Origin of the sequence: Leptospirillum ferrooxidans C2-3 (assembly GCF_000284315.1) — a bacterium.
GTDB lineage: Bacteria > Nitrospirota > Leptospirillia > Leptospirillales > Leptospirillaceae > Leptospirillum > Leptospirillum ferrooxidans.
In genome coordinates, this window is record NC_017094.1 from 506,613 (window position 1) to 523,652 (window position 17,040).

Below are 17,040 nucleotides of genomic sequence, written 5' to 3' on the forward strand. Positions count from 1 at the left end.
TCCGGTGGCGGGTAAGGCAGGGAGCCTTTTACAGGCTCCCGAGGATTTATTTTGCAAACAGGGCAGAGAGCTCTTCAATCGTCCTTGAGACGGTTTCGGCTTCACGAAGCGTTCCTGCGGCAATGGAAAGCGTATTTTTAGCCATTTTCTCGTTGGCAAGAAGGGTTCCCCTGAGTTGGTCCTCCACCTTGCTGACGACCGAGATGGTTGTTCCGAGGCTCTGAATGGTCTTCTCCATGCTTTCAAGCCGCTGGCTGATGAGTGTCAGTGCTTCCTGGACTTTTTGGCCATCCTGCATGTTCTGGGACATCCCCTGGACCATGCCCTCGGAAATATCGATCGTTTCCCTCATGACCCGACTGGCATCGGCAACGATTTCTTCGATGTTCTTGACGTGACCCGATGTGAGGCTTGAAAGCTTCCGGACTTCATCGGCGACCACCGCAAATCCGCGTCCCTGCTCTCCGGCTCTTGCGGCCTCAATCGCGGCGTTCAGAGCCAGAAGGTTTGTCTGGCTTGAAATATTCTGGATCCCGGCAGTGGCTTCAGTGACTTTTTCAATCGTTCCCGCCAGAAGATTGATCTGCTGGGATGTTCTGGAAACATCCTTGGAAAGTGATGCAAGGGATTGTGAGGCCTGCTCTCCGATTTCAAGGCCGCACTGGGCCTGTTTCCGGGTTGCCTGCGTCGAGTTGATTCCTTCCTGGACAATTCCGCGAAAGGAGTTGATCGTTGTATCGAGCTCATCCATGGAAGAGACTGAATGGGTAATTTCCGAATTCATGTTTGTAGCGTTGGAATTCAGATCCTTCATTGAGACCAGGATGGTCGATGTTTCCTTGAAGATGGTGTTTGCATAGCTGCTGACATCTTTGACGGTTTTCTGGAGATCCGTTGAGAGGGTCTGTATTTCAGAGGCGATCTTGCCAAGTTCATCTTTCCCCAAAGAAGGCATCGACGCCGTAAAGTCCTTGTTGGCAAGTTGCTCCGAGACATTGAAAATAATCGAAATCTTCTTCAACAGGGAGATGGTGATCATTGTCAGAAGGGACATGCTCAGGACCATGTCGATGATGATGACTGTCAGAACCTGCATCCTGATCTGAGAAGTCTTTCGGAGAAGATTCTTGGAGAGAGCTGAGAGAGTCTCTTTTTTATTTTTTTCCACAAGACTCATGAGCATGCTGTATTTGGGGAGAATGACCTTGTTGAACCTTAGCAGAGAGATCTCCGGCCGTCCGATTGCCCGGGAGGCATGATCGAGGCTCACCGTCAATGCCAATAACGATTGAATCTTTTGTGTTGTTGGATTGATCCCCAGTTTTTTGACAAGGTAGGGAAAAAGGGATTCTCCCTGAAGAAGCACCGCTTTTTCCACAAAGCTTCCACGAAGTCCTCCGGATAAAACAATCCGCATCGCGCTCTGGTGCTGAATGAGCATCGATTCCATCTTCTGGGAGATGTCGTCGGTCTCCCGGGAAAGCGTGTTGATATGGGCAGACTCCTTGTCGATGGAGTTGATTCCATGGACGATCACCATAACAGCAATGAACGATAGGACTATCTGGGAAAAGATAAGTCCCAGAAGTTTTTTCTTCAGAGACATCCGATACTCCTTTTTGGGCAGCTGGTGCCAATTCGGGTATGTGTATGATTATCAAAAAAGACGATTAAAAATTTTTTTCGTTTTTTTGAAAAGATGTGTTTTTGGTTGAGCGAATCTTATGTTTTTTGGTTTAATAAATCAAATCGTTTTTTTTCCTCCATCGACGATCAAAAGAATCAATCATGGTTTTTTTGGATGAAGAGCATTGGGTGTTGTTCCTTATCGGACGAATGCGTTCCAAGGTTGAGGAAATCCTGTAGGATAGATCGAGTGGACTGATCGCATGTTTGAATGCATCATGATTGCCTTTGGTAATGGAGTGAAAGGAATACGCCGATGGGACTGGTATTAAGAATCCTTTTGAACGCACTGATCGTGTTTTTTGTGGCGCATTGGATCAGGGGAATTCACCTGAAGGACTTCGGAACAGCGATCCTGGTCGCCGTTGTGCTGGGAATCCTGAATGCGCTGATACGGCCGATCCTTTTTTTACTGACATTGCCGATCAACATTCTTTCTCTTGGTCTTTTTACCTTTGTTCTCAATGCTCTGGTCTTCTGGTCTGTGACATGGTTTGTACCGGGTTTTTCGATCGATTCTTTTGGAAGTGCTTTTATTGCCTCTTTTCTGGTTTCCTTTATGAGTCTTTTGTTCTCATGGTTTTTGATCTTTTAAGATTTTATCGACCAGAATGACCTGTCTGAGTCCGGGCGATTCCTGTGGCCGTCTAAAAATTTTCGGAGGAGAATGATGAATCGATCTCTTTTTGGTACCGATGGTATTCGCGGTGTGGCCAATGTTGAACCAATCACAGGAGAGACCTGTTTTCGTCTTGGCCGGGCTGCCGCCTATCTGTTCCGAAAATATGAGGGAGGCCATCATGTTGTTATCGGAAAAGATACGCGCATTTCCGGCTACATGATTGAAAACGCCCTGACGAGCGGAATCACCTCCATGGGGGTCAATGTCATTGTCGTCGGTCCTTTTACCACCCCGGGAATCGCCTTTTTGACCCGGGCGCTCAGGGCCGATGCGGGCATCATGATTTCCGCAAGCCATAACCCCTACCAGGATAACGGGATCAAGTTTTTCTCCTCGGATGGATCGAAACTTCCCGATGAGATTGAAGCCAGGATAGAGTCTCTGGTTGTGGGGGATGAAATCGACAAGATTCGCCCCACAGGGCCCGGAATCGGCAAGGTGGCAAGGCTTGCCGGCCCCGATGGGAGATATATTGAGTTCATCAAGAACACCACCCCTCGCTCTATGAAGTTCGACGGTATTCATATCGTGATGGACCTGGCCAATGGAGGCGGTTATAACGTGGCCCCCATGGCCCTTCGTGAACTGGGGGCAAAGGTGACTGCCATCGGCAACCAGCCGGACGGGGTCAACATTAATGATCACTGTGGCGCACTCTACCCGGAGAAGCTTGCCGAAAAGGTTCTGGAGGTTGGTGCGGATTTTGGCGTGGCTCTTGACGGGGATGCCGATCGGGCGGTTTTTGTCACCGGAACGGGACGAATCCTTGACGGTGATGCCATCATGGCCATGATGGCCTTGACGATGAATGAGAAGGGGACGCTCAGGAACTCGACGCTTGTCACCACGGTCATGAGCAATCTGGCCCTGGATATCCTGATGAAAAGAAATGGCATACGGGTGCTTAAGACCAAGGTTGGGGACCGATATATTCTGGAAGCGCTCGAAGCGGAGAACCTGTCATTCGGGGGAGAACAATCGGGCCATCTGATCTTTCGCGATCTCCATTCGACAGGTGACGGCCTGATGTCAACGGTGCAGCTGGTGTCGACACTGGTTGAAAAAGGGATTTCCCTTTCCGAGATGGCTTCTGTCTATCAGCCATTTCCCCAGGTCTTGCGAACGGTTCCGGTCTTCAAGAAAGTTCCGATTGAAACACTCGCCCACCTCCAGCGAATGTCCCATGTTGTCGAGGAGGAGCTGTCCGGTGGTCGGGGAAGGCTCTTGCTCCGCTACTCCGGAACGGAATCCGCACTCAGAATCATGCTGGAAGGCGAGAACCACGATCGGATCGCCTATCTGGTGGAGGAGCTTGAAAGGGCCGTCCTCAAGGACTTTGAGGTCATGGCGAACTGATTTTTCCGGTTGGGTGGCTGGTTGCGGCAATCGCCGCTTTTCTGGGGATCCTGGGGGGAGTCTTCTTTCCTTTGGCTCCCCTTTTTGTGCTCATCCTTCTGATATCCCTTTCCTTATTCCTCTACCGTGAATTCCTGTCCGCCCCTCCCGGAATCGTTTCACCATGGAGCTGGGTATCCCTCGGGTTTTTCTGGTCCATTTTCCATCTGTCCATTCCCTATTCTCATACGATTCCGTCTGGAAATACGGTTTTTCATGGTTGCCTTGAAAAGGTCAAGAGCCAGGGGGAAAAAACGTTTTCAGCCGTGTTGATGGCCACATTGGACGATGGCAGAAAAGAGGGGATTCATCTTTTGATTCCCTCGGCGAGGGTTCGTCAGGCTCCAGAAGCGGGAGAGTGTTTTTCTGGCGATGTGTCCTTATCGGATCACCCGGACAAGTTTCTTTCCCAACATGGTTTTTTGTCATTTCTGGACAATGGATCTCTTCAGGGAGAGATTCGTCCCTGGAACGTTTTTGTTCCGGATCGGGAAATGATCGATGAAAACGGTGAGGGATCCTTTTCGGGGTGGGCTCCAAGAAGGATTCATTCCCTCGAGCTTTTTCTCGAATCCCGCTTGCCTCCCGATGTTTCCGGACTGATTGAAGCCATGGTTCTCTCTGATACAACCCATATGTCTCCCGAGATCAACAATGTCTTTCTCGGTTCCGGGGTGTACCATCTTTTATCGGTCTCGGGGGAGCATATGGGACTCCTTGCCGCATTTCTTTCGGGGTCGTTCCTTGTCGCCCTCCGATGGATGCCATTGGCATTCCTTCGTCAAATTCTTGCCCGTATTTATGTGAACCGCTTGTCGGCCATTCTGGTGATCCCCATCCTGATCGCCTACGCCAGTTTGATCGGGATGCCTCCTCCCGCCGGACGAGCACTCCTTGCGGCCATTTTTGTTCTTGTATCGAGAGGATGGGGGGTCTCCATCCATCGTGAGGATCTTTTTGGCATCTCCCTGATGGCCATGATGATCCTTATCCCTGATCTTCCCCGTTCCACGAGCATGGATCTTTCCCTGATGGCTGTTCTGGGTGTCCTGGCCGCCCTGAGGAAAGAGGACCACTCCGGCACTAGTGTTCCTTCCGCTCTGTTTTCTGCTGAAACAGTAAAGACAGGACTTTGGGTAACACTTTTTACCACCCCGCTTTTATGGGGGGTCTTCCATATCGGTGACTTTGTGGGCATCGTCTCGAACCCTGTCATCGTTCCTTTGGCCGGAGAGGTTCTTTTGCCTGCGGGATTTGCCTATCTGGGGCTGGCCCTCTTTTTGGGCTGGGTGCCTTTATATCTGGAGAATGTCTTGAGTGTCTGTTCCCGGGCGGTGATTGCTCTTGCCACTTTCTTTTCGGGAATAAGGCTCGGACAGATTTCCCTTCCGGCTGTTCCGCCTGTTTTGCTTTTGATTTTCAATGGATGGCTGGTGGGGCTTTTCCTGAGACAAAAGTACTCAAGGGGACTTGCCCGTGAGATCTTTCCCCTCCTGATCGTGATCACTCCGATTCTCTTTTTGTCGGTCACAAACCATTTCACCGGAAAGGTGGCTGGACAATCGACTTCGGTGGATTGGAGCGGAGTGATGCCGGCGGTTGTTCGACAATCAGAAAATGGACCGGTTTTTTCCGGGAAAGAGCCGTTGGCATTTGCCGGCTGGTCATGGAGTCCCCAAAGGGAGGTCCTGAACTTGTCCCGGCTTGTGCAGACTCCCTAGGCTATGCTGGTGGGAGATAATGGAATAGTCGAAATCCTTGCGGAAAAATGGCCTGATCTTCCATAGATCCATCCGATGGGGATTCACGGGCTTTTTGAATCCTGATTTTTGCCAGTTCAAGGATTTTGTCTGTGTGGCGGGGATCCTCGATCCGGTCCTGGACGAGATAACAGATTCTTCTCCGGTGATCTTCCCTGTTGAGGTCGATCACCGCCTGGGCTGTTGGAGCCGTTCCCGCAAAAAAATCGAGGATGATCTCCGGTCTGTCCGGTTGGGGAGAGCCGGTTGTTGCCCAGGAAATCAGGTCCCGGATCAGTCTTGATGGCTTTGGAAAGTCAAAGTTCCCGTTTCCGGAAATGGCTTGCAGCTCTTTCGTGCCATCGGTGGTGGTGACCTTGTCGTAGAGTGATGTGGGCGTTCTGTAGCGCAGTCCATCGGCTGTTTCCAGATATTGTTTTGTCAAAATCCTCCAGACCCCCTTTTTCGTTTTCCGGAAGAGAATTTCCTGTTGACGCTCCCTGAATGTTTTCTCGCTCCATCTCCACTGATGGGTAGGACAGTGAATGGTTGTTCCGTCGGGAGCGATAATCGGGTAGACAAGATTGGGGCGGGGAGAATGGGCTGTTCCGGATTTGGCGAGGGGAATCTCCTTATAGGCCCCCATTTCATCTTTTTTGGTGTAGGCACCGATCATGTCATCGGTCAAGGGCTCCTGAAAGGGGGGGAGAATGGAAATGTCCTTCGCATAACAAACGATATATTCGGTTTGGGGGATGATATGCCGGTTCCCTCTGCCCCGTACCACCTTCTTTCTCCAGACAACTGTTCCGATATGGTTCTTTTCCCCCATGATCCAATCCATCAAAAGCCTGAGCCTCGGGAGCTCCCGATCATCGATGCTGATAAAAATCACGCCATCCGGGCGGAGAAGCTTCCTGGCTAGTGCAAGTCTTGGAAACATGAAGCTCATCCAGGGGCTATGGTCCGCCGAGGGTTTGCTGAGCCATTCATCGAAATCTTCGGCCCGTTTGAGGGGAGAGTTTTTTTTGTATGAAACCGAAAAGCGGTCGTGATAGTTCAGAATGCTCCCGGTGTTGTAGGGCGGGTCAATATAAATCACCTTGACCTCCCCGGAGATCTCTCCAAGCAGGTATTTCAAGATGGGAAGGTTATTCCCCGTATAAAGCTTGTGAATGGGATCAGGGACATTTTTGCAGTAATCCGTATCTTCGGAGATGGATCCTTCAAATGGGGCTTTCAGCTCATTGAGGGCTTCTTCCATTCCTGTCCAGATTACACCTGACATGTTGGGCCGACTCGGTCTTGAATGAGGTGATGGCTGTTCCGATAATGTTGCAAGTCGATTGCCGTTGGTGTCATGAACGAGCTTCTTTTTCCGGAAGCCTTTGAAAAAAGCCGCAATGTGGCCAAACCGTGTGCCAAATCACTGGATTGGGCGGTCAAAAAGGTTGACGAGGCTCCGGTGAGGGAATATATTGAAACCATTGGAGCTCCTGTTGGAAAGATTCGACCTTGAGGGAGCGTTCCGGGGAGGTGGTCGGTTTTTTGTCCGGCCTTCCCTTTGACCGGATCATTTTTTCTGGTGATGAAAGAAGGTGGGAAGATGCTTGGTTCTTTGCTGATCACTCTTTTTGTTTTGGTTCCGGTTGTTTTTCTGTCCAAGCTTCTTGCACACTCCCGCAGGTCAGAGCTGCAACCGGTGAGGGTTGTTTCATCGACAGGACGCCGCGCAAGACGCAGATCCTGAACAATATTCCACAGAGAGTGCTCTTTCAGTTCCTTCACCTTGGAGCTGAAAGAGTCGCTTTGTTTTTGGCCGACAAAGCCATTTTCTTCGCCAGATCGGCCACTTCATCGGTCATTTGCGGGTTTGAGAGATCGGTCTTGGTCCAAGTAAACGGGTATCGCCCAAGCTGAACGAGATCAAAAAGAGCTCCTATCCCGACTCCATCGACAAAAATAGCAGAGGCTGTTCCCCATAGTTTCCCGCCCCCACAAGCCGGATCGAAGTTCCTTGTCAGATAGAACCAGTGCTGGCAGGCGGGGTAAATCTCGGTTTTGCCCTCAATTTTCTGGAATCCCTTGTTGACGAGATGTTCCTTGCGGGAGGTTCGCACCGTAATCTTGGCATTGGTCGCTGTTCCGGCGGGGGAGAGCGAGGCTTCGATATGGATTCCCGGATGGGTTTTTTCAATGGATTCAAGAATGGCTCTGGACTCTTCAGGTGTGGCTGGAATGGTTGTGTTTTTCTGGTAGGGGTGCAGTTCCACCGGGTTTGTTGAGCAGGCGGGCAGGGAAACGTTCGCGATCAGTAAAAAAAACAGCAACAGTCTGATCTTCCCGGAAAATGATTGACGCTCTTTCAACCTGTTCATTTTATCTCCCCGTTATGGCAGGATGTTAGGGTGTAGTTCAATGGGTGAACCCATTAGAGGGAACATCCTGTAATGTCGTTTATTTTCCCAGAAATGACAAGGTGAAGGCAATCATGTAAAAGGAGGTCAATCTTGGACTCAGATCGTATATCGGGTGACGCATCCTTCAAAGAGACCGCTTGTTCTGATTCCTCCGCATCCTGGGAGCGACCAGAACAGGCTGTCTTGCCACTTCTCCACGACGCAATGGGACGGTCCAACTATATCCGGGAAGAGGAGGTCAGGGAAATTGCCAGGAAGACATCCCTTTCTCCTTCCGATGTTTTGGGAATCGGGACATTCTACCAGTTTTTTTCATTTCATCCTTCTGGCCACCATGTCATTCGCCCCTGTCTTACGAATCCCTGTCTGAACAATGGAGGGAAGAAGCTCTTCCGGGCCCTTTCCAGGAATCTCGGGATCGGAATTGAGGAAACGACATCCGATGGCCTTTTCACGCTGAGGCCGGCCCAGTGTCTTGGACAGTGTGCGGAAGGACCTTCGCTCATGATTGATGAGGATGTGTACCTGAATGTCACTCCTGAGTCCCTCCCTGAAATCCTTTCAAGATACAAGAGCAGCGGTCCCACGATTTGTCCTGTTCCAACTCCTATCGGAGAACCCATCAAGGGAAAAACGGTGGTTTTTAACGATCTGGCCTCTCCTGTAACAGTTGAGATGGACTCCTATCTCGAGAAGGGTGGGTACAATGCCCTGAAGAAGGCTCTGTCATCAATGTCTCCGGATGCGGTCATCGACGAGATCCGGCTATCTGGCCTGGGAGGTCGGGGAGGTGCGGACTATTCGACCGGCGCGAAGCTTGCTGCGGTGAAAAAACATGAAGGTGTGAAGTATGTTGTAGCCAATGCGGACGAGGGCGAGCCAGGGACCTTCAAGGACCGCTACATCATGGAGCGTGATCCCCATAGCCTGATCGAGGGGATCATTCTGGCAGGTTATGCTGTTGGGGCGAATCTCGGTTATATCTATCTTCGGGCAGAATATCCCGGTTCCTGGCGGATCCTTGAAAAGGCGATTGAGGAAGCCCGCCAGCGGGGATTCCTGGGAGAACACATTCTGGGGTCGGGATTTTCTTACGATATCCGGCTGTATCGGGGGGCAGGCGCTTATATCTGCGGCGAGGAAAGCTCGCTGATCAATAGCCTTGAGGGGCGTCGCGGATTGCCCAGGAACAAACCGCCCAGGATTACCGATGTGGGGCTTTGGGGAAGGCCTACAGATGTTCAGAATGTCGAAACCCTTGCCAACATCCCTTCCATTATTCTGAAGGGGGGGGAATGGTATAAGTCCCTTGGTGACGAAGCCACTCCGGGGACAAAGCTATTTTGTCTGTCGGGGCACATCGCGAAGCCGGGACTCTATGAGGTTCCCTTCGGAATGAGCCTTCGTGAGGTGATCATGGTTTTGGGGGGAGGGATTCCCAACGGCCGCAAGCTGAAGGCGATCCTTCCTGCGGGCTCGGCAAGCCGGCTTCTCCTTCCGGAGCATCTCGATATCTCTCTCGATTATCCTTCTGTTGCCTTGACGGGCTCTTTTTTGGGCTCCGCCTCGGTTATTGTGCTGGACGACTCGACCTGCATGGTGGATCTTGCCTACTGGATGTCCGCTTTCAGCCATCATGAGTCTTGTGGCCAGTGCACTCCATGTCGTGACGGAACAGAGGACTACTATGAGATTCTGGACCAGATCGTTCACGGGCAGGGGAAACCTGAGATGTTTGACCTTCTGGTCCGGATCGGGGATTACATGATGGAGTCATCCATTTGCGGCCTTGGAAAGAGCGCTCCAAGTGTGCCTCTCAGTTCTCTTGAGTATTTCAAGGAAGAATGGATGTCTCATGTAGAGAAGCATATTTGTCCTGCCGGGGTCTGCCCGATGGCTCCTGAAGGGGAGCGACTGTTTTCGGTTCGCAGGTCAAGTGAGTGGATTCCCGAGGGAATTGTTGAAGGGGAAGAACAGGATCAGGACTAAAAATTGGCCCGAAGAGGGAAGGAATCTTCTCCTTCCCCTTGAATTTCTAGCTGATACCTGCTATTAATTCTTCGGGCCGATAGCTCAATTGGCAGAGCAGCTGACTCTTAATCAGCGGGTTGGGAGTTCGATCCTCCCTCGGCCCACCAATACTGGAGCCGTTTTCAAGGTGTTTACACGACTAGCTGTAACTGTCCTTGTGACGTATTTGTGACGCGAGATGAATTTTCTGCCCATTTGGATAGATGATCTGGAGATAGGTGAGCATACCTTCTGACCATCTCGCTGGATTCCCAGCCTCCGAGCTCTTGAAGCACGTGGATCGGGGTTCCTTCCTGAACATGCCATGATGCCCAGGTATGCCGAAGGTCGTGCCATCGAAAGTTTTCAATCCCTGCCTTGACGAGGGCTTTTCTCCAGGCCAATGTGTTGACCTGGTTGATCGGCTTTCCTTCATAAACAAAGACTCGGCGTTCATGCTTGCCGGCTTGCCGTTTTAATACGGACTGAGCCTCGGTGTTTAGCGGGACGCCGATTCCTTTTCCTCCCTTCGCCTGGTCCGGATGAATCCAGCATATAGCCCTCTGAAGATCAATCTGCGCCCACTCAAGTGTCAATATGTTGCCTTGTCTCAGCCCGGTGGCCAAAGCGAATCTGGCCAGTTCTGCCTGATGTTCTGGGAGCGTTCGGAGAAGTCTGTTGGCCTCTTCCCGTGTAAGCCACCGAATTCTTCTTTTCGGCTCCTGGAGCAGTTGAACGGATGGAACGCTCTCAACCATCCCCCATTTGACCGCTTTTTTCAATATCGCCCGGACGAGCGCAAGATAGCGGTTTACCGTAGCGGGAGAAGACTGCTCCTTTTTTTTCTCCAGAATAATCCGATCGATCATGGTTCGGTCGATTTCTGACAGCTTTTCCCCCCGCAAGAAAGACTGGAGCCATATCAACCGACTCTCGTCATCCCGCAGACTCTTCTTGTGACTTTTTTCATCGAGCCACCGAAGTGCAGCTTCGTCCCATGTATAAGACGGTTTTTCTTTGAGCTTCACCTGTCTCCAGGCTTCGGCCCTCAACTTGTCATGGAGTTCTTGCGCTTGTTGTCTGTCTTCCGTTTGAGCCGAGCATCTAATGCGCTTTCCGCGCGGCGTTGTGAAATCAATCCACCACGTACTTCCTCTTTTGATAATTGACACGATGACACCTCCACAATTGGTGCCTGCCGGAATTCAGGATATCCCGACCGGATAAATACGACAAGGTCTTCCTTCATGAACCGCCACTCTCTCCCGATTTTCCGACCGGGGATTCGTCCCGCTTTCGCTTCCCGTCGGACCCAATCGGGGTGAAACTGCAAGAACTCGGCGGCCTGGGGGAGTGTGAGTGTTTCCATGAAATAGATCCTCCTTAAATCCGGGACTTCCTTTTCCACAGAAATGAAGAAAAACTGTCTGGAAAAGCTGGTGATACAAACGATATCTGCTTGTCATTCTGAAACTTTGTTCACCTTGACCAAATATTGACCATTATTTGGGAAACGGATTTCCGGCTCATTTCCGATCCATCCTTTTTTTGTACTCGTCGCAAACGGCTCCTGGTGGAGTCGCAAAATCACCGGCCATGCAATGGAGGTTTTTGTTGTCGTCATTCCAGACTTTTTCAGCCTTGGCGCATGTTCTGCACTGTGGAGATTTGGCTGTCCACTCCTTGAATGTCTGATACCCCATCTTGTACATTTTTTGCTCTGTCCAAGTACCTGATCTGTCGGCCTTCATTTGACGCCTCCGCAAAAGATCCGGACCTGCTCCGGGTCATACCGGATCAGCCTTCCTTGCGGATCGATCACAGGACGATGAGTCGGAATCCATTTTCCGGGAGAGTTTGCACACATCATTCGCTCCGGGTAAAACCGGGGGCCAACGTATTCCGGGAGACTCATCACCGGATGTTTGATGCTGTATTTGACCAATGGGACCGATGGATTCCGTTTCACGGTGAATGGTTTGTCATACTTGACCGACGAATCGCGGACGACGATCGGCCCCAGCCGGGCCGGAGCCGCAATCAGACGGCAGGCTTCTTCCGGATCGACAACTTGGTGTCCGAGAACGGGACACAGAAATTCCCAGTTGTCCCGGTAAAGAGTTCTCCAGCCCATCGGCGACTCCGTCTCCGCACGCTTATATGATGGTTTGGTGGCGGGAGGGACTTTTTGATCCGGCGGAGCAGGGGAAAGCAGGGGAGCGCCATTTTGATCCACTGTCCGGGCGCCTTGGGGGGACGGCGATGATTTAAAAACAAAGAAGCAAGCCATGAGGACAATAACCGCCATGACCGCGACTGGGAGGACAAAGCCACCGGATTCTCGTTTCATCCTCTTGTTTCTCCTCTCATCTCCCCGATGCAGTTCGGGCAGACCCAACAGGATCCAGTCTGGGCGACACTCTCGGACACTTCCTCGCACCAGTCGCAACGGATCGGGAAACTTCCATAGGTCGGAACGAGTCGTCCCTTCCGGATATCGCAATATTCCATCAGGCTCATGGGTTTTTCTCCTTCCAGTTAAAAAGATTAGGTTTCGTTACAGGACATTCTTTCGGACGAATGGATCTGAATCTCTTCTATTCGTTGGAAATTTCTTCTTGATTCGGTAATAGTTCCATCAAAATGTTCTGATTCAGCAAAGTACAATAAGAGTGCGGACGTTTTTCCCCTATGCTTTGACCATGAGGAGCGGTATATAACAGATAAGGGCATGGGTCTCCTTCACACCATCGGGACCCGCAATCGGTACGGCAGCCATTGATCGTTTTAATTTTCTGACTCATCGCCGGACAGTTTCCGCCTTCGATTCGAATTCACCGAGTCTTTCGAGATAGAAGTCCCAAAGCTCGTTCAACCCCTTGGGGTCAATCTCCTCCGCCTGGTTCCGGATTCGGTTCCAAGCGGATTTCAGATCCAAACAAGTTTTCGGATGGGCCAGACTGTTCCATGTGCTCAAAAAATCAGAAGTAGTCAATGTCCAATCCATCACATTTTTCTCCTATCGATCCAGGCCAATAACGTTCCGGAATGTCCGTGAAGAGCTATTCCCATCCCCACCAGGATCAAACCCGCCACGACCCAGATTCCCGCAAGAAGAATGTTGGAATCACCCAATCCGGAGTGGGAATTGACCGCTTCCGTATGGATGACCGTTTCCTCTTTCAGCCCATGAAGCTGTCTCCACAGGGATCCCATTGTCGGCCGGGAATTCAAGGTTTTCTCCCGGAAACCTTGGAAGGAACTTCTGGCATCAATTCCTCCGCACACTCGAAACAGACCGGGAAAATGGATCGGGTCCGTTCCAGAAAATCCTGATCCTCAAGCTCTTCCCGGATCAGGATTTCTCCGCAATGAGCACACTTCATCCTTTTCTGAGACATCGTCATTTCTCAGTCTTTACTGGAGGAGGACAAGGCTTTTACGACCCGTTGGAGCGCCCCGCCGGGTTCCATTTGTTCCAGCAAAGAAAGCGCGGCAGATAACTGTTTTGCGTTTTCCAATGCGGCGCTCATTGCCGGATCTCCGAGTATTTTGCTCAGCCGCTGCATGGCTTCAGAAAGATGATTTTCGTGGTCGGCCAACTGTTTGGCCATGTTTTGGATTTTCTCCACGGCTTGATCAGCTGTTTTCATGTATCTGGCTAGTTTGTCTTCAACAAGTTTTGTCGATGAATCAAGAATTTCCGCCGCTTTCGTCATTTCCATGCTCATGTTCAAATACCTCCTGTTAACAACCATCCCTGATCCGTCGAGCAAGTCTTTTAGAAAAAACTCACGTATTTTCTGAGAGTCGAAAGACGCTACCCGATAGCCTTTTACTTCGGCTTTGCGAATGACATCACTTGAATGGTTTTCGCTTTTCTTAAGTTCGCGGGAAATGATAGTCTTCGCCTGAAAGACGGACTCGAACGATATTCCTTCCTGTTCAGCTCTCATTTCGGCCCTCCGACAATTTTTTCAGTCCCTTTCCTCTCGATTCGGCCAGTTCCGTTTGAGAAACGGCGACTCTCCTGAGCGTTGTCACCACTTCGACATCCACACAGTCGAGGACCTTTGCCATCACGACCCGGTAGTCCAGGCCATTACAATCATCCGCCTTTCGAGCCGGAACGCGGCCAGCACCGCCGATCCCTTTCCGTGAACGAGCATCTCTGATCCTTTCGGTTTGTGATGGCGGAGGGGGTGGGATTCGAACCCACGGACGTTTCTTACGCCGACTGTTTTCGAGACAGCAGCAATCAACCGGACTCTGCCACCCCTCCTGATCGTTCTATCCGCTTCCATTCCAACCTCCGGATCCCCTATATATCCGTCTTAAGGGCTGCTCTAAGGCAGGAGGGTTTGTTGGCGTGAAACAATTTATACAACAAAATGTTTAATTAGTCAACAATATGTTTTTATGGGAATTATGGCACAAAAAAGCCCCTTGGGAAGGGGCAATTTTGCCTGATCATCAAGGATGTTTTCCAATAAGCAGTAAACTCATGAATATAGGAAGAGTGAAATGATTTTCTTCCTATAATAGATATGAAGGGCATAGGCCCTTGAACAATTCCTTCAACCTTTATCAAGGAGAAACATCATGGGAAATCTGTTCTCGGAGTTGGAAATGGAAAGGTTGCGTTCGAAGTACATGCAAGGGAATGCCCTCGATTGTCCGAGGTGCGGACGGATTTTAATGGAGTGGTTAGAAGAGGACGGGGTCCTTCCGGGACAGTTGCCAGGAGGTCCGACGCTCAATTACCTTTGGATGGAATGCAAAGAGGAAGGAATTTCGGGAAAGATTATGTTTGGGGTTTAAAAAAGAGATCGGCCAGGAAACTGGCCGCTTTTTGTTTCAAATTTACAAGGGAAAACAAAGATGGACAAGGGGAGGGGCGCATGGATATAAAGGGCATGGGTGCTATGATGCAGGCGATGGGTATTCTTTTACCGATAATAGATCAGAAGCATCGCCAAGATTTGGCGGCGGCTTGGAATATTACCCTGGAGGTTGGGCATGGCAGAAAGCATCCTTTCCCAAGATGAGGTCAATTCTCTTCTGCGAGGTCTTTTAGATGGAGAGATCAATACTGAGGGGCACGGGAAAGAAAAAGGTGAGGTAGGGGCCTCGTATCGCTACAATCTGGCCAGTCAGGAGAGAATCATCCGGGGAAGGATGCCGACGCTTGAGGTGATTAATGACCGTTTCTCTCGTTTTTTTCAGGTAACGCTTTCGGGAACATTGCGAAAAAATATCGAGTTTGTCCCCAAGGGGATAGAGATGCTGAAGTTCGGGGAATTCCTCCGGAAGCTTCCAATGCCATCGAACATCAATATTTTGCGCCTTGAATCTCTTCGGAGAAACATTCTTCTGATAATCGATGCCCGTCTGGTCTACCTCATTGTTGATCATATTTTGGGAGGAAATGGCCGGGGACATGTGAAGGTCGAAGGTCGGGACTTTACTTCGATCGAGTCCAGAATTACCAGAAATATCCTGGATCTGGCAATCGATGATTTTGAGAAGGCATGGGCTCCGGTTTACAGTATGCCGCTCACCTATATTCGATCGGAAGTTAATCCGCAGTTTGCGGCGATTGTGCCTCCGACCGAGATGGTCATTACTTTATCCTACATGCTTGAGATTGAAGATCAAGGGAATATTGTCTACATCTGCATCCCCTATTCGACGATCGAGCCGATCAAGGAGAAGCTGTACACGGGATTTCAGAGTGACCAGTTCGAAGTGGATAGTTTGTGGGGGATCCGGCTTAGGGATCGTATTGAAGCAAGTCCGATCAATATTCAGGCCATTCTTGGCAGAACAACCAGAAAGGTTCGGGAGGTTCTGTCCTGGAAGGTGGGGGATGTGATTGCGTTGGAACGCCACATCAGTGACCCCATCGATGTCAATGTTGAGGGAGTCAGACGCTTCCTTGCCCGTCCAGGAACCCACAGGGGAAACAGGGCCATTCGTATTGAAAAGCGCATGTCTCCACCAACGGTTTACCAGGAAGGCGAAGAACTATGAAATTCACGGCTCATGAATGTGAAGAGGTTGTCGTGCAGTACAGTCAGCAGAGAGAGATCGAGTGTCCTGCCTGTAAAGAAGGAACTATTCTTTTCACGGAGAATGTCGAAGGGATTTGTTTTTTGTCTATCCAATCAACAATCCTCCCGGAAATAAATCTTCTGACGTTCCATTGTGATAGATGCGAAAGAACAGGAGAGCACTTGGTCTGAGCAGACGGAGAGCCTTGGGGTTATCTCCCGGGTACTCTGCTTCAGACTATATCAACACAACAAAAAGCCCGTCGGAGCGGGGAGGGAGAGGCAAAAGGAATTTTTCTTGAAAAATATCTCGAATTGAGATATCCTGTTCGGGAGCAATAAGAACAAAGGATGGACCTTCGAATGCATGTAATCAGCCGTAAAACATTGAAGGATTTCTGGACCGTTCATCCCGAAGCCGAAAATCCACTTCGTTCGTGGTTTCAATTGATCCGCCAAGGTCAGTATGAATCGTTTGTGGATCTGAAGCGGGTTTTTGGAAGCGTCGATTGGGTAGGAGGACAATGTGTCTTCAATATTGGGGGAAACAAATACCGCCTGATCACGGTTTTCCACTTTAACCGAAACCGCGCCTATGTCCGGCACGTTCTGACCCATTCCGAATATGACCGGGGAGACTGGAAATGAAAACGACCGTCGATATTGAACGCCTTGTCCACTGTTGGGAACCGCTGGAGAATCTTTTCCATATCCGGACCCGGGACGAGTACGAGAATGCCGTGAAAATTTTGAACATGCTTCTGGATCGTGTAATGGACGATCAATCGCATCCGCTCTTCGGATTTGTGGAAACACTAGGAACGGTGATCGAAGCCTGGGAAGAAGAACACGAATCCGTCCCCCCGGTTTCCGGGAAAGAGATGTTGAGATTTTTAATGGATCAACATAATCTTCGGCAGTCGGATCTTCCGGAGGTCGGTAGTCAGGGAGTTGTTTCCGAGATTCTTGCCGGAAATCGGTCACTGAACCTCCGTCAGATCCAAGCCCTAGCCCGGCGGTTCGGGGTTCTGAAACACATCTTTCTTTGAAAACTG

21 protein-coding genes and 2 tRNA genes are annotated in these 17,040 nt (G+C 50.3%); 10 read left to right on the top strand and 13 right to left on the bottom strand.

Features of this window, described 5'->3' with window-relative positions:
• Window positions 1-46: 46 nt before the first annotated feature.
• Window positions 47-1,606 (bottom strand): methyl-accepting chemotaxis protein, encoded by a 1,560-nt coding sequence (locus tag LFE_RS02595; RefSeq protein WP_014448720.1) that lies wholly within the window; start codon window positions 1,604-1,606, stop codon window positions 47-49.
• A gap of 336 nt (window positions 1,607-1,942) precedes the next feature.
• Between LFE_RS02595 and LFE_RS02600 the strand changes: the two genes are divergently transcribed.
• The 3 genes from LFE_RS02600 (at window position 1,943) to LFE_RS02610 (ending at window position 5,484) form a co-directional block, all read left to right on the top strand.
• Complete coding sequence (locus tag LFE_RS02600; RefSeq protein WP_014448721.1) at window positions 1,943-2,281, top strand: phage holin family protein; 339 nt, start codon at window positions 1,943-1,945, stop codon at window positions 2,279-2,281.
• Between the two features lie 75 nt (window positions 2,282-2,356).
• Window positions 2,357-3,724, top strand: a complete 1,368-nt coding sequence (gene glmM / locus LFE_RS02605; RefSeq protein WP_014448722.1) for a phosphoglucosamine mutase — start codon at window positions 2,357-2,359, stop codon at window positions 3,722-3,724.
• A 71-nt stretch (window positions 3,725-3,795) separates the two neighbouring features.
• Window positions 3,796-5,484, top strand: coding sequence for a ComEC/Rec2 family competence protein (locus LFE_RS02610; protein WP_014448723.1), 1,689 nt, complete (start codon window positions 3,796-3,798; stop codon window positions 5,482-5,484).
• 1 nt (window position 5,485) lies between these two features.
• Here the strand turns inward: LFE_RS02610 and LFE_RS02615 are convergent, their stop codons facing one another.
• Window positions 5,486-6,790 (bottom strand): site-specific DNA-methyltransferase, encoded by a 1,305-nt coding sequence (locus LFE_RS02615; RefSeq protein ID WP_148272521.1) that lies wholly within the window; start codon window positions 6,788-6,790, stop codon window positions 5,486-5,488.
• 318 nt (window positions 6,791-7,108) lie between these two features.
• Between LFE_RS02615 and LFE_RS14060 the strand changes: the two genes are divergently transcribed.
• On the top strand, window positions 7,109-7,252 hold the full coding sequence (locus LFE_RS14060) for a hypothetical protein (RefSeq protein WP_158310231.1): 144 nt from the start codon (window positions 7,109-7,111) through the stop codon (window positions 7,250-7,252).
• A gap of 34 nt (window positions 7,253-7,286) precedes the next feature.
• Here LFE_RS14060 and LFE_RS02625 read toward each other — a convergent pair whose 3' ends face one another.
• The gene (locus LFE_RS02625) at window positions 7,287-7,880 is read right to left on the bottom strand and encodes a hypothetical protein (RefSeq protein ID WP_014448726.1); all 594 of its coding nucleotides are present in this window, start codon (window positions 7,878-7,880) and stop codon (window positions 7,287-7,289) included.
• Between the two features lie 132 nt (window positions 7,881-8,012).
• On the opposite strand from LFE_RS02625, the gene LFE_RS02630 reads away from it, so the two are divergent.
• Both LFE_RS02630 and LFE_RS02635 read left to right on the top strand, forming a co-directional pair.
• Complete coding sequence (locus tag LFE_RS02630) at window positions 8,013-9,911, top strand: NAD(P)H-dependent oxidoreductase subunit E (RefSeq protein WP_014448727.1); 1,899 nt, start codon at window positions 8,013-8,015, stop codon at window positions 9,909-9,911.
• 73 nt (window positions 9,912-9,984) lie between these two features.
• Window positions 9,985-10,060, top strand: a tRNA-Lys gene (locus LFE_RS02635).
• Window positions 10,061-10,084: 24 nt separating this feature from the next.
• Here LFE_RS02635 and LFE_RS02640 read toward each other — a convergent pair.
• From LFE_RS02640 to LFE_RS02675, 10 genes are all read right to left on the bottom strand, one after another.
• Entirely contained in the window at window positions 10,085-11,098 is a 1,014-nt protein-coding gene (locus tag LFE_RS02640; protein ID WP_407081001.1) for a tyrosine-type recombinase/integrase, read from the bottom strand.
• Window positions 10,981-11,301, bottom strand: coding sequence for a helix-turn-helix domain-containing protein (locus LFE_RS14315; RefSeq protein ID WP_014448729.1), 321 nt, complete (start codon window positions 11,299-11,301; stop codon window positions 10,981-10,983). Before LFE_RS14315 ends, LFE_RS02640 begins: the two co-directional genes overlap by 118 nt.
• A gap of 157 nt (window positions 11,302-11,458) precedes the next feature.
• Window positions 11,459-11,683: a hypothetical protein gene (locus LFE_RS02645; RefSeq protein WP_014448730.1), complete on the bottom strand. Its 225-nt coding sequence runs from the start codon at window positions 11,681-11,683 to the stop codon at window positions 11,459-11,461.
• On the bottom strand, window positions 11,680-12,282 hold the full coding sequence (locus tag LFE_RS02650; protein ID WP_041773955.1) for a hypothetical protein: 603 nt from the start codon (window positions 12,280-12,282) through the stop codon (window positions 11,680-11,682). Before LFE_RS02650 ends, LFE_RS02645 begins: the two co-directional genes overlap by 4 nt.
• A complete protein-coding gene (locus tag LFE_RS14065) occupies window positions 12,279-12,452 on the bottom strand; it encodes a hypothetical protein (RefSeq protein WP_014448732.1) in 174 nt (57 codons plus the stop codon). The genes LFE_RS02650 and LFE_RS14065 overlap by 4 nt, the downstream gene beginning before the upstream one ends.
• Before the next feature lie 486 nt (window positions 12,453-12,938).
• Window positions 12,939-13,166, bottom strand: a complete 228-nt coding sequence (locus LFE_RS02660; protein WP_014448734.1) for a hypothetical protein — start codon at window positions 13,164-13,166, stop codon at window positions 12,939-12,941.
• Window positions 13,163-13,339: a hypothetical protein gene (locus LFE_RS14070; protein ID WP_158310232.1), complete on the bottom strand. Its 177-nt coding sequence runs from the start codon at window positions 13,337-13,339 to the stop codon at window positions 13,163-13,165. Before LFE_RS14070 ends, LFE_RS02660 begins: the two co-directional genes overlap by 4 nt.
• A 3-nt stretch (window positions 13,340-13,342) precedes the next feature.
• Window positions 13,343-13,888, bottom strand: coding sequence for a hypothetical protein (locus tag LFE_RS02665; protein WP_014448735.1), 546 nt, complete (start codon window positions 13,886-13,888; stop codon window positions 13,343-13,345).
• Window positions 13,878-14,015 (bottom strand): hypothetical protein, encoded by a 138-nt coding sequence (locus LFE_RS14075; protein ID WP_158310233.1) that lies wholly within the window; start codon window positions 14,013-14,015, stop codon window positions 13,878-13,880. Before LFE_RS14075 ends, LFE_RS02665 begins: the two co-directional genes overlap by 11 nt.
• A 108-nt stretch (window positions 14,016-14,123) precedes the next feature.
• A tRNA-Ser gene (locus LFE_RS02675) sits at window positions 14,124-14,214 on the bottom strand.
• A gap of 493 nt (window positions 14,215-14,707) precedes the next feature.
• Between LFE_RS02675 and LFE_RS13875 the strand changes: the two genes are divergently transcribed.
• The 4 genes from LFE_RS13875 (at window position 14,708) to LFE_RS02700 (ending at window position 17,034) form a co-directional block, all read left to right on the top strand.
• Entirely contained in the window at window positions 14,708-14,980 is a 273-nt protein-coding gene (locus LFE_RS13875) for a hypothetical protein (RefSeq protein ID WP_148272522.1), read from the top strand.
• Window positions 14,952-15,965 carry a flagellar motor switch protein FliM gene (gene fliM / locus LFE_RS02685; RefSeq protein WP_014448737.1) on the top strand — a complete coding sequence of 338 codons (1,014 nt, stop codon included), beginning with the start codon at window positions 14,952-14,954 and terminating at the stop codon, window positions 15,963-15,965. The genes LFE_RS13875 and fliM overlap by 29 nt, the downstream gene beginning before the upstream one ends.
• A 383-nt stretch (window positions 15,966-16,348) precedes the next feature.
• The gene (locus tag LFE_RS02695) at window positions 16,349-16,633 is read left to right on the top strand and encodes a type II toxin-antitoxin system HigB family toxin (RefSeq protein ID WP_014448739.1); all 285 of its coding nucleotides are present in this window, start codon (window positions 16,349-16,351) and stop codon (window positions 16,631-16,633) included.
• Window positions 16,630-17,034: a helix-turn-helix domain-containing protein gene (locus LFE_RS02700; protein WP_014448740.1), complete on the top strand. Its 405-nt coding sequence runs from the start codon at window positions 16,630-16,632 to the stop codon at window positions 17,032-17,034. The genes LFE_RS02695 and LFE_RS02700 overlap by 4 nt, the downstream gene beginning before the upstream one ends.
• Window positions 17,035-17,040 lie beyond the last annotated feature (6 nt).

What these genes read in the sequence shown, in the direction of transcription:
- LFE_RS02665 (WP_014448735.1), bottom strand. Translation starts at nt 13,888, where the DNA reads ATGAGAGCTGAACAGGAAGGAATATCGTTCGAGTCCGTCTTTCAGGCG.
- LFE_RS02700 (WP_014448740.1), top strand. Translation starts at nt 16,630, where the DNA reads ATGAAAACGACCGTCGATATTGAACGCCTTGTCCACTGTTGGGAACCG.
- LFE_RS14070 (WP_158310232.1), bottom strand. Translation starts at nt 13,339, where the DNA reads ATGACGATGTCTCAGAAAAGGATGAAGTGTGCTCATTGCGGAGAAATC.
- LFE_RS14060 (WP_158310231.1), top strand. Translation starts at nt 7,109, where the DNA reads ATGCTTGGTTCTTTGCTGATCACTCTTTTTGTTTTGGTTCCGGTTGTT.
- fliM (WP_014448737.1), top strand. Translation starts at nt 14,952, where the DNA reads ATGGCAGAAAGCATCCTTTCCCAAGATGAGGTCAATTCTCTTCTGCGA.
- LFE_RS02695 (WP_014448739.1), top strand. Translation starts at nt 16,349, where the DNA reads ATGCATGTAATCAGCCGTAAAACATTGAAGGATTTCTGGACCGTTCAT.
- LFE_RS02625 (WP_014448726.1), bottom strand. Translation starts at nt 7,880, where the DNA reads ATGAACAGGTTGAAAGAGCGTCAATCATTTTCCGGGAAGATCAGACTG.
- LFE_RS14315 (WP_014448729.1), bottom strand. Translation starts at nt 11,301, where the DNA reads ATGGAAACACTCACACTCCCCCAGGCCGCCGAGTTCTTGCAGTTTCAC.
- LFE_RS14065 (WP_014448732.1), bottom strand. Translation starts at nt 12,452, where the DNA reads ATGAGCCTGATGGAATATTGCGATATCCGGAAGGGACGACTCGTTCCG.
- LFE_RS02600 (WP_014448721.1), top strand. Translation starts at nt 1,943, where the DNA reads ATGGGACTGGTATTAAGAATCCTTTTGAACGCACTGATCGTGTTTTTT.
- glmM (WP_014448722.1), top strand. Translation starts at nt 2,357, where the DNA reads ATGAATCGATCTCTTTTTGGTACCGATGGTATTCGCGGTGTGGCCAAT.
- LFE_RS02645 (WP_014448730.1), bottom strand. Translation starts at nt 11,683, where the DNA reads ATGAAGGCCGACAGATCAGGTACTTGGACAGAGCAAAAAATGTACAAG.
- LFE_RS02615 (WP_148272521.1), bottom strand. Translation starts at nt 6,790, where the DNA reads ATGTCAGGTGTAATCTGGACAGGAATGGAAGAAGCCCTCAATGAGCTG.
- LFE_RS02595 (WP_014448720.1), bottom strand. Translation starts at nt 1,606, where the DNA reads ATGTCTCTGAAGAAAAAACTTCTGGGACTTATCTTTTCCCAGATAGTC.
- LFE_RS02650 (WP_041773955.1), bottom strand. Translation starts at nt 12,282, where the DNA reads ATGAAACGAGAATCCGGTGGCTTTGTCCTCCCAGTCGCGGTCATGGCG.
- LFE_RS13875 (WP_148272522.1), top strand. Translation starts at nt 14,708, where the DNA reads ATGCAAAGAGGAAGGAATTTCGGGAAAGATTATGTTTGGGGTTTAAAA.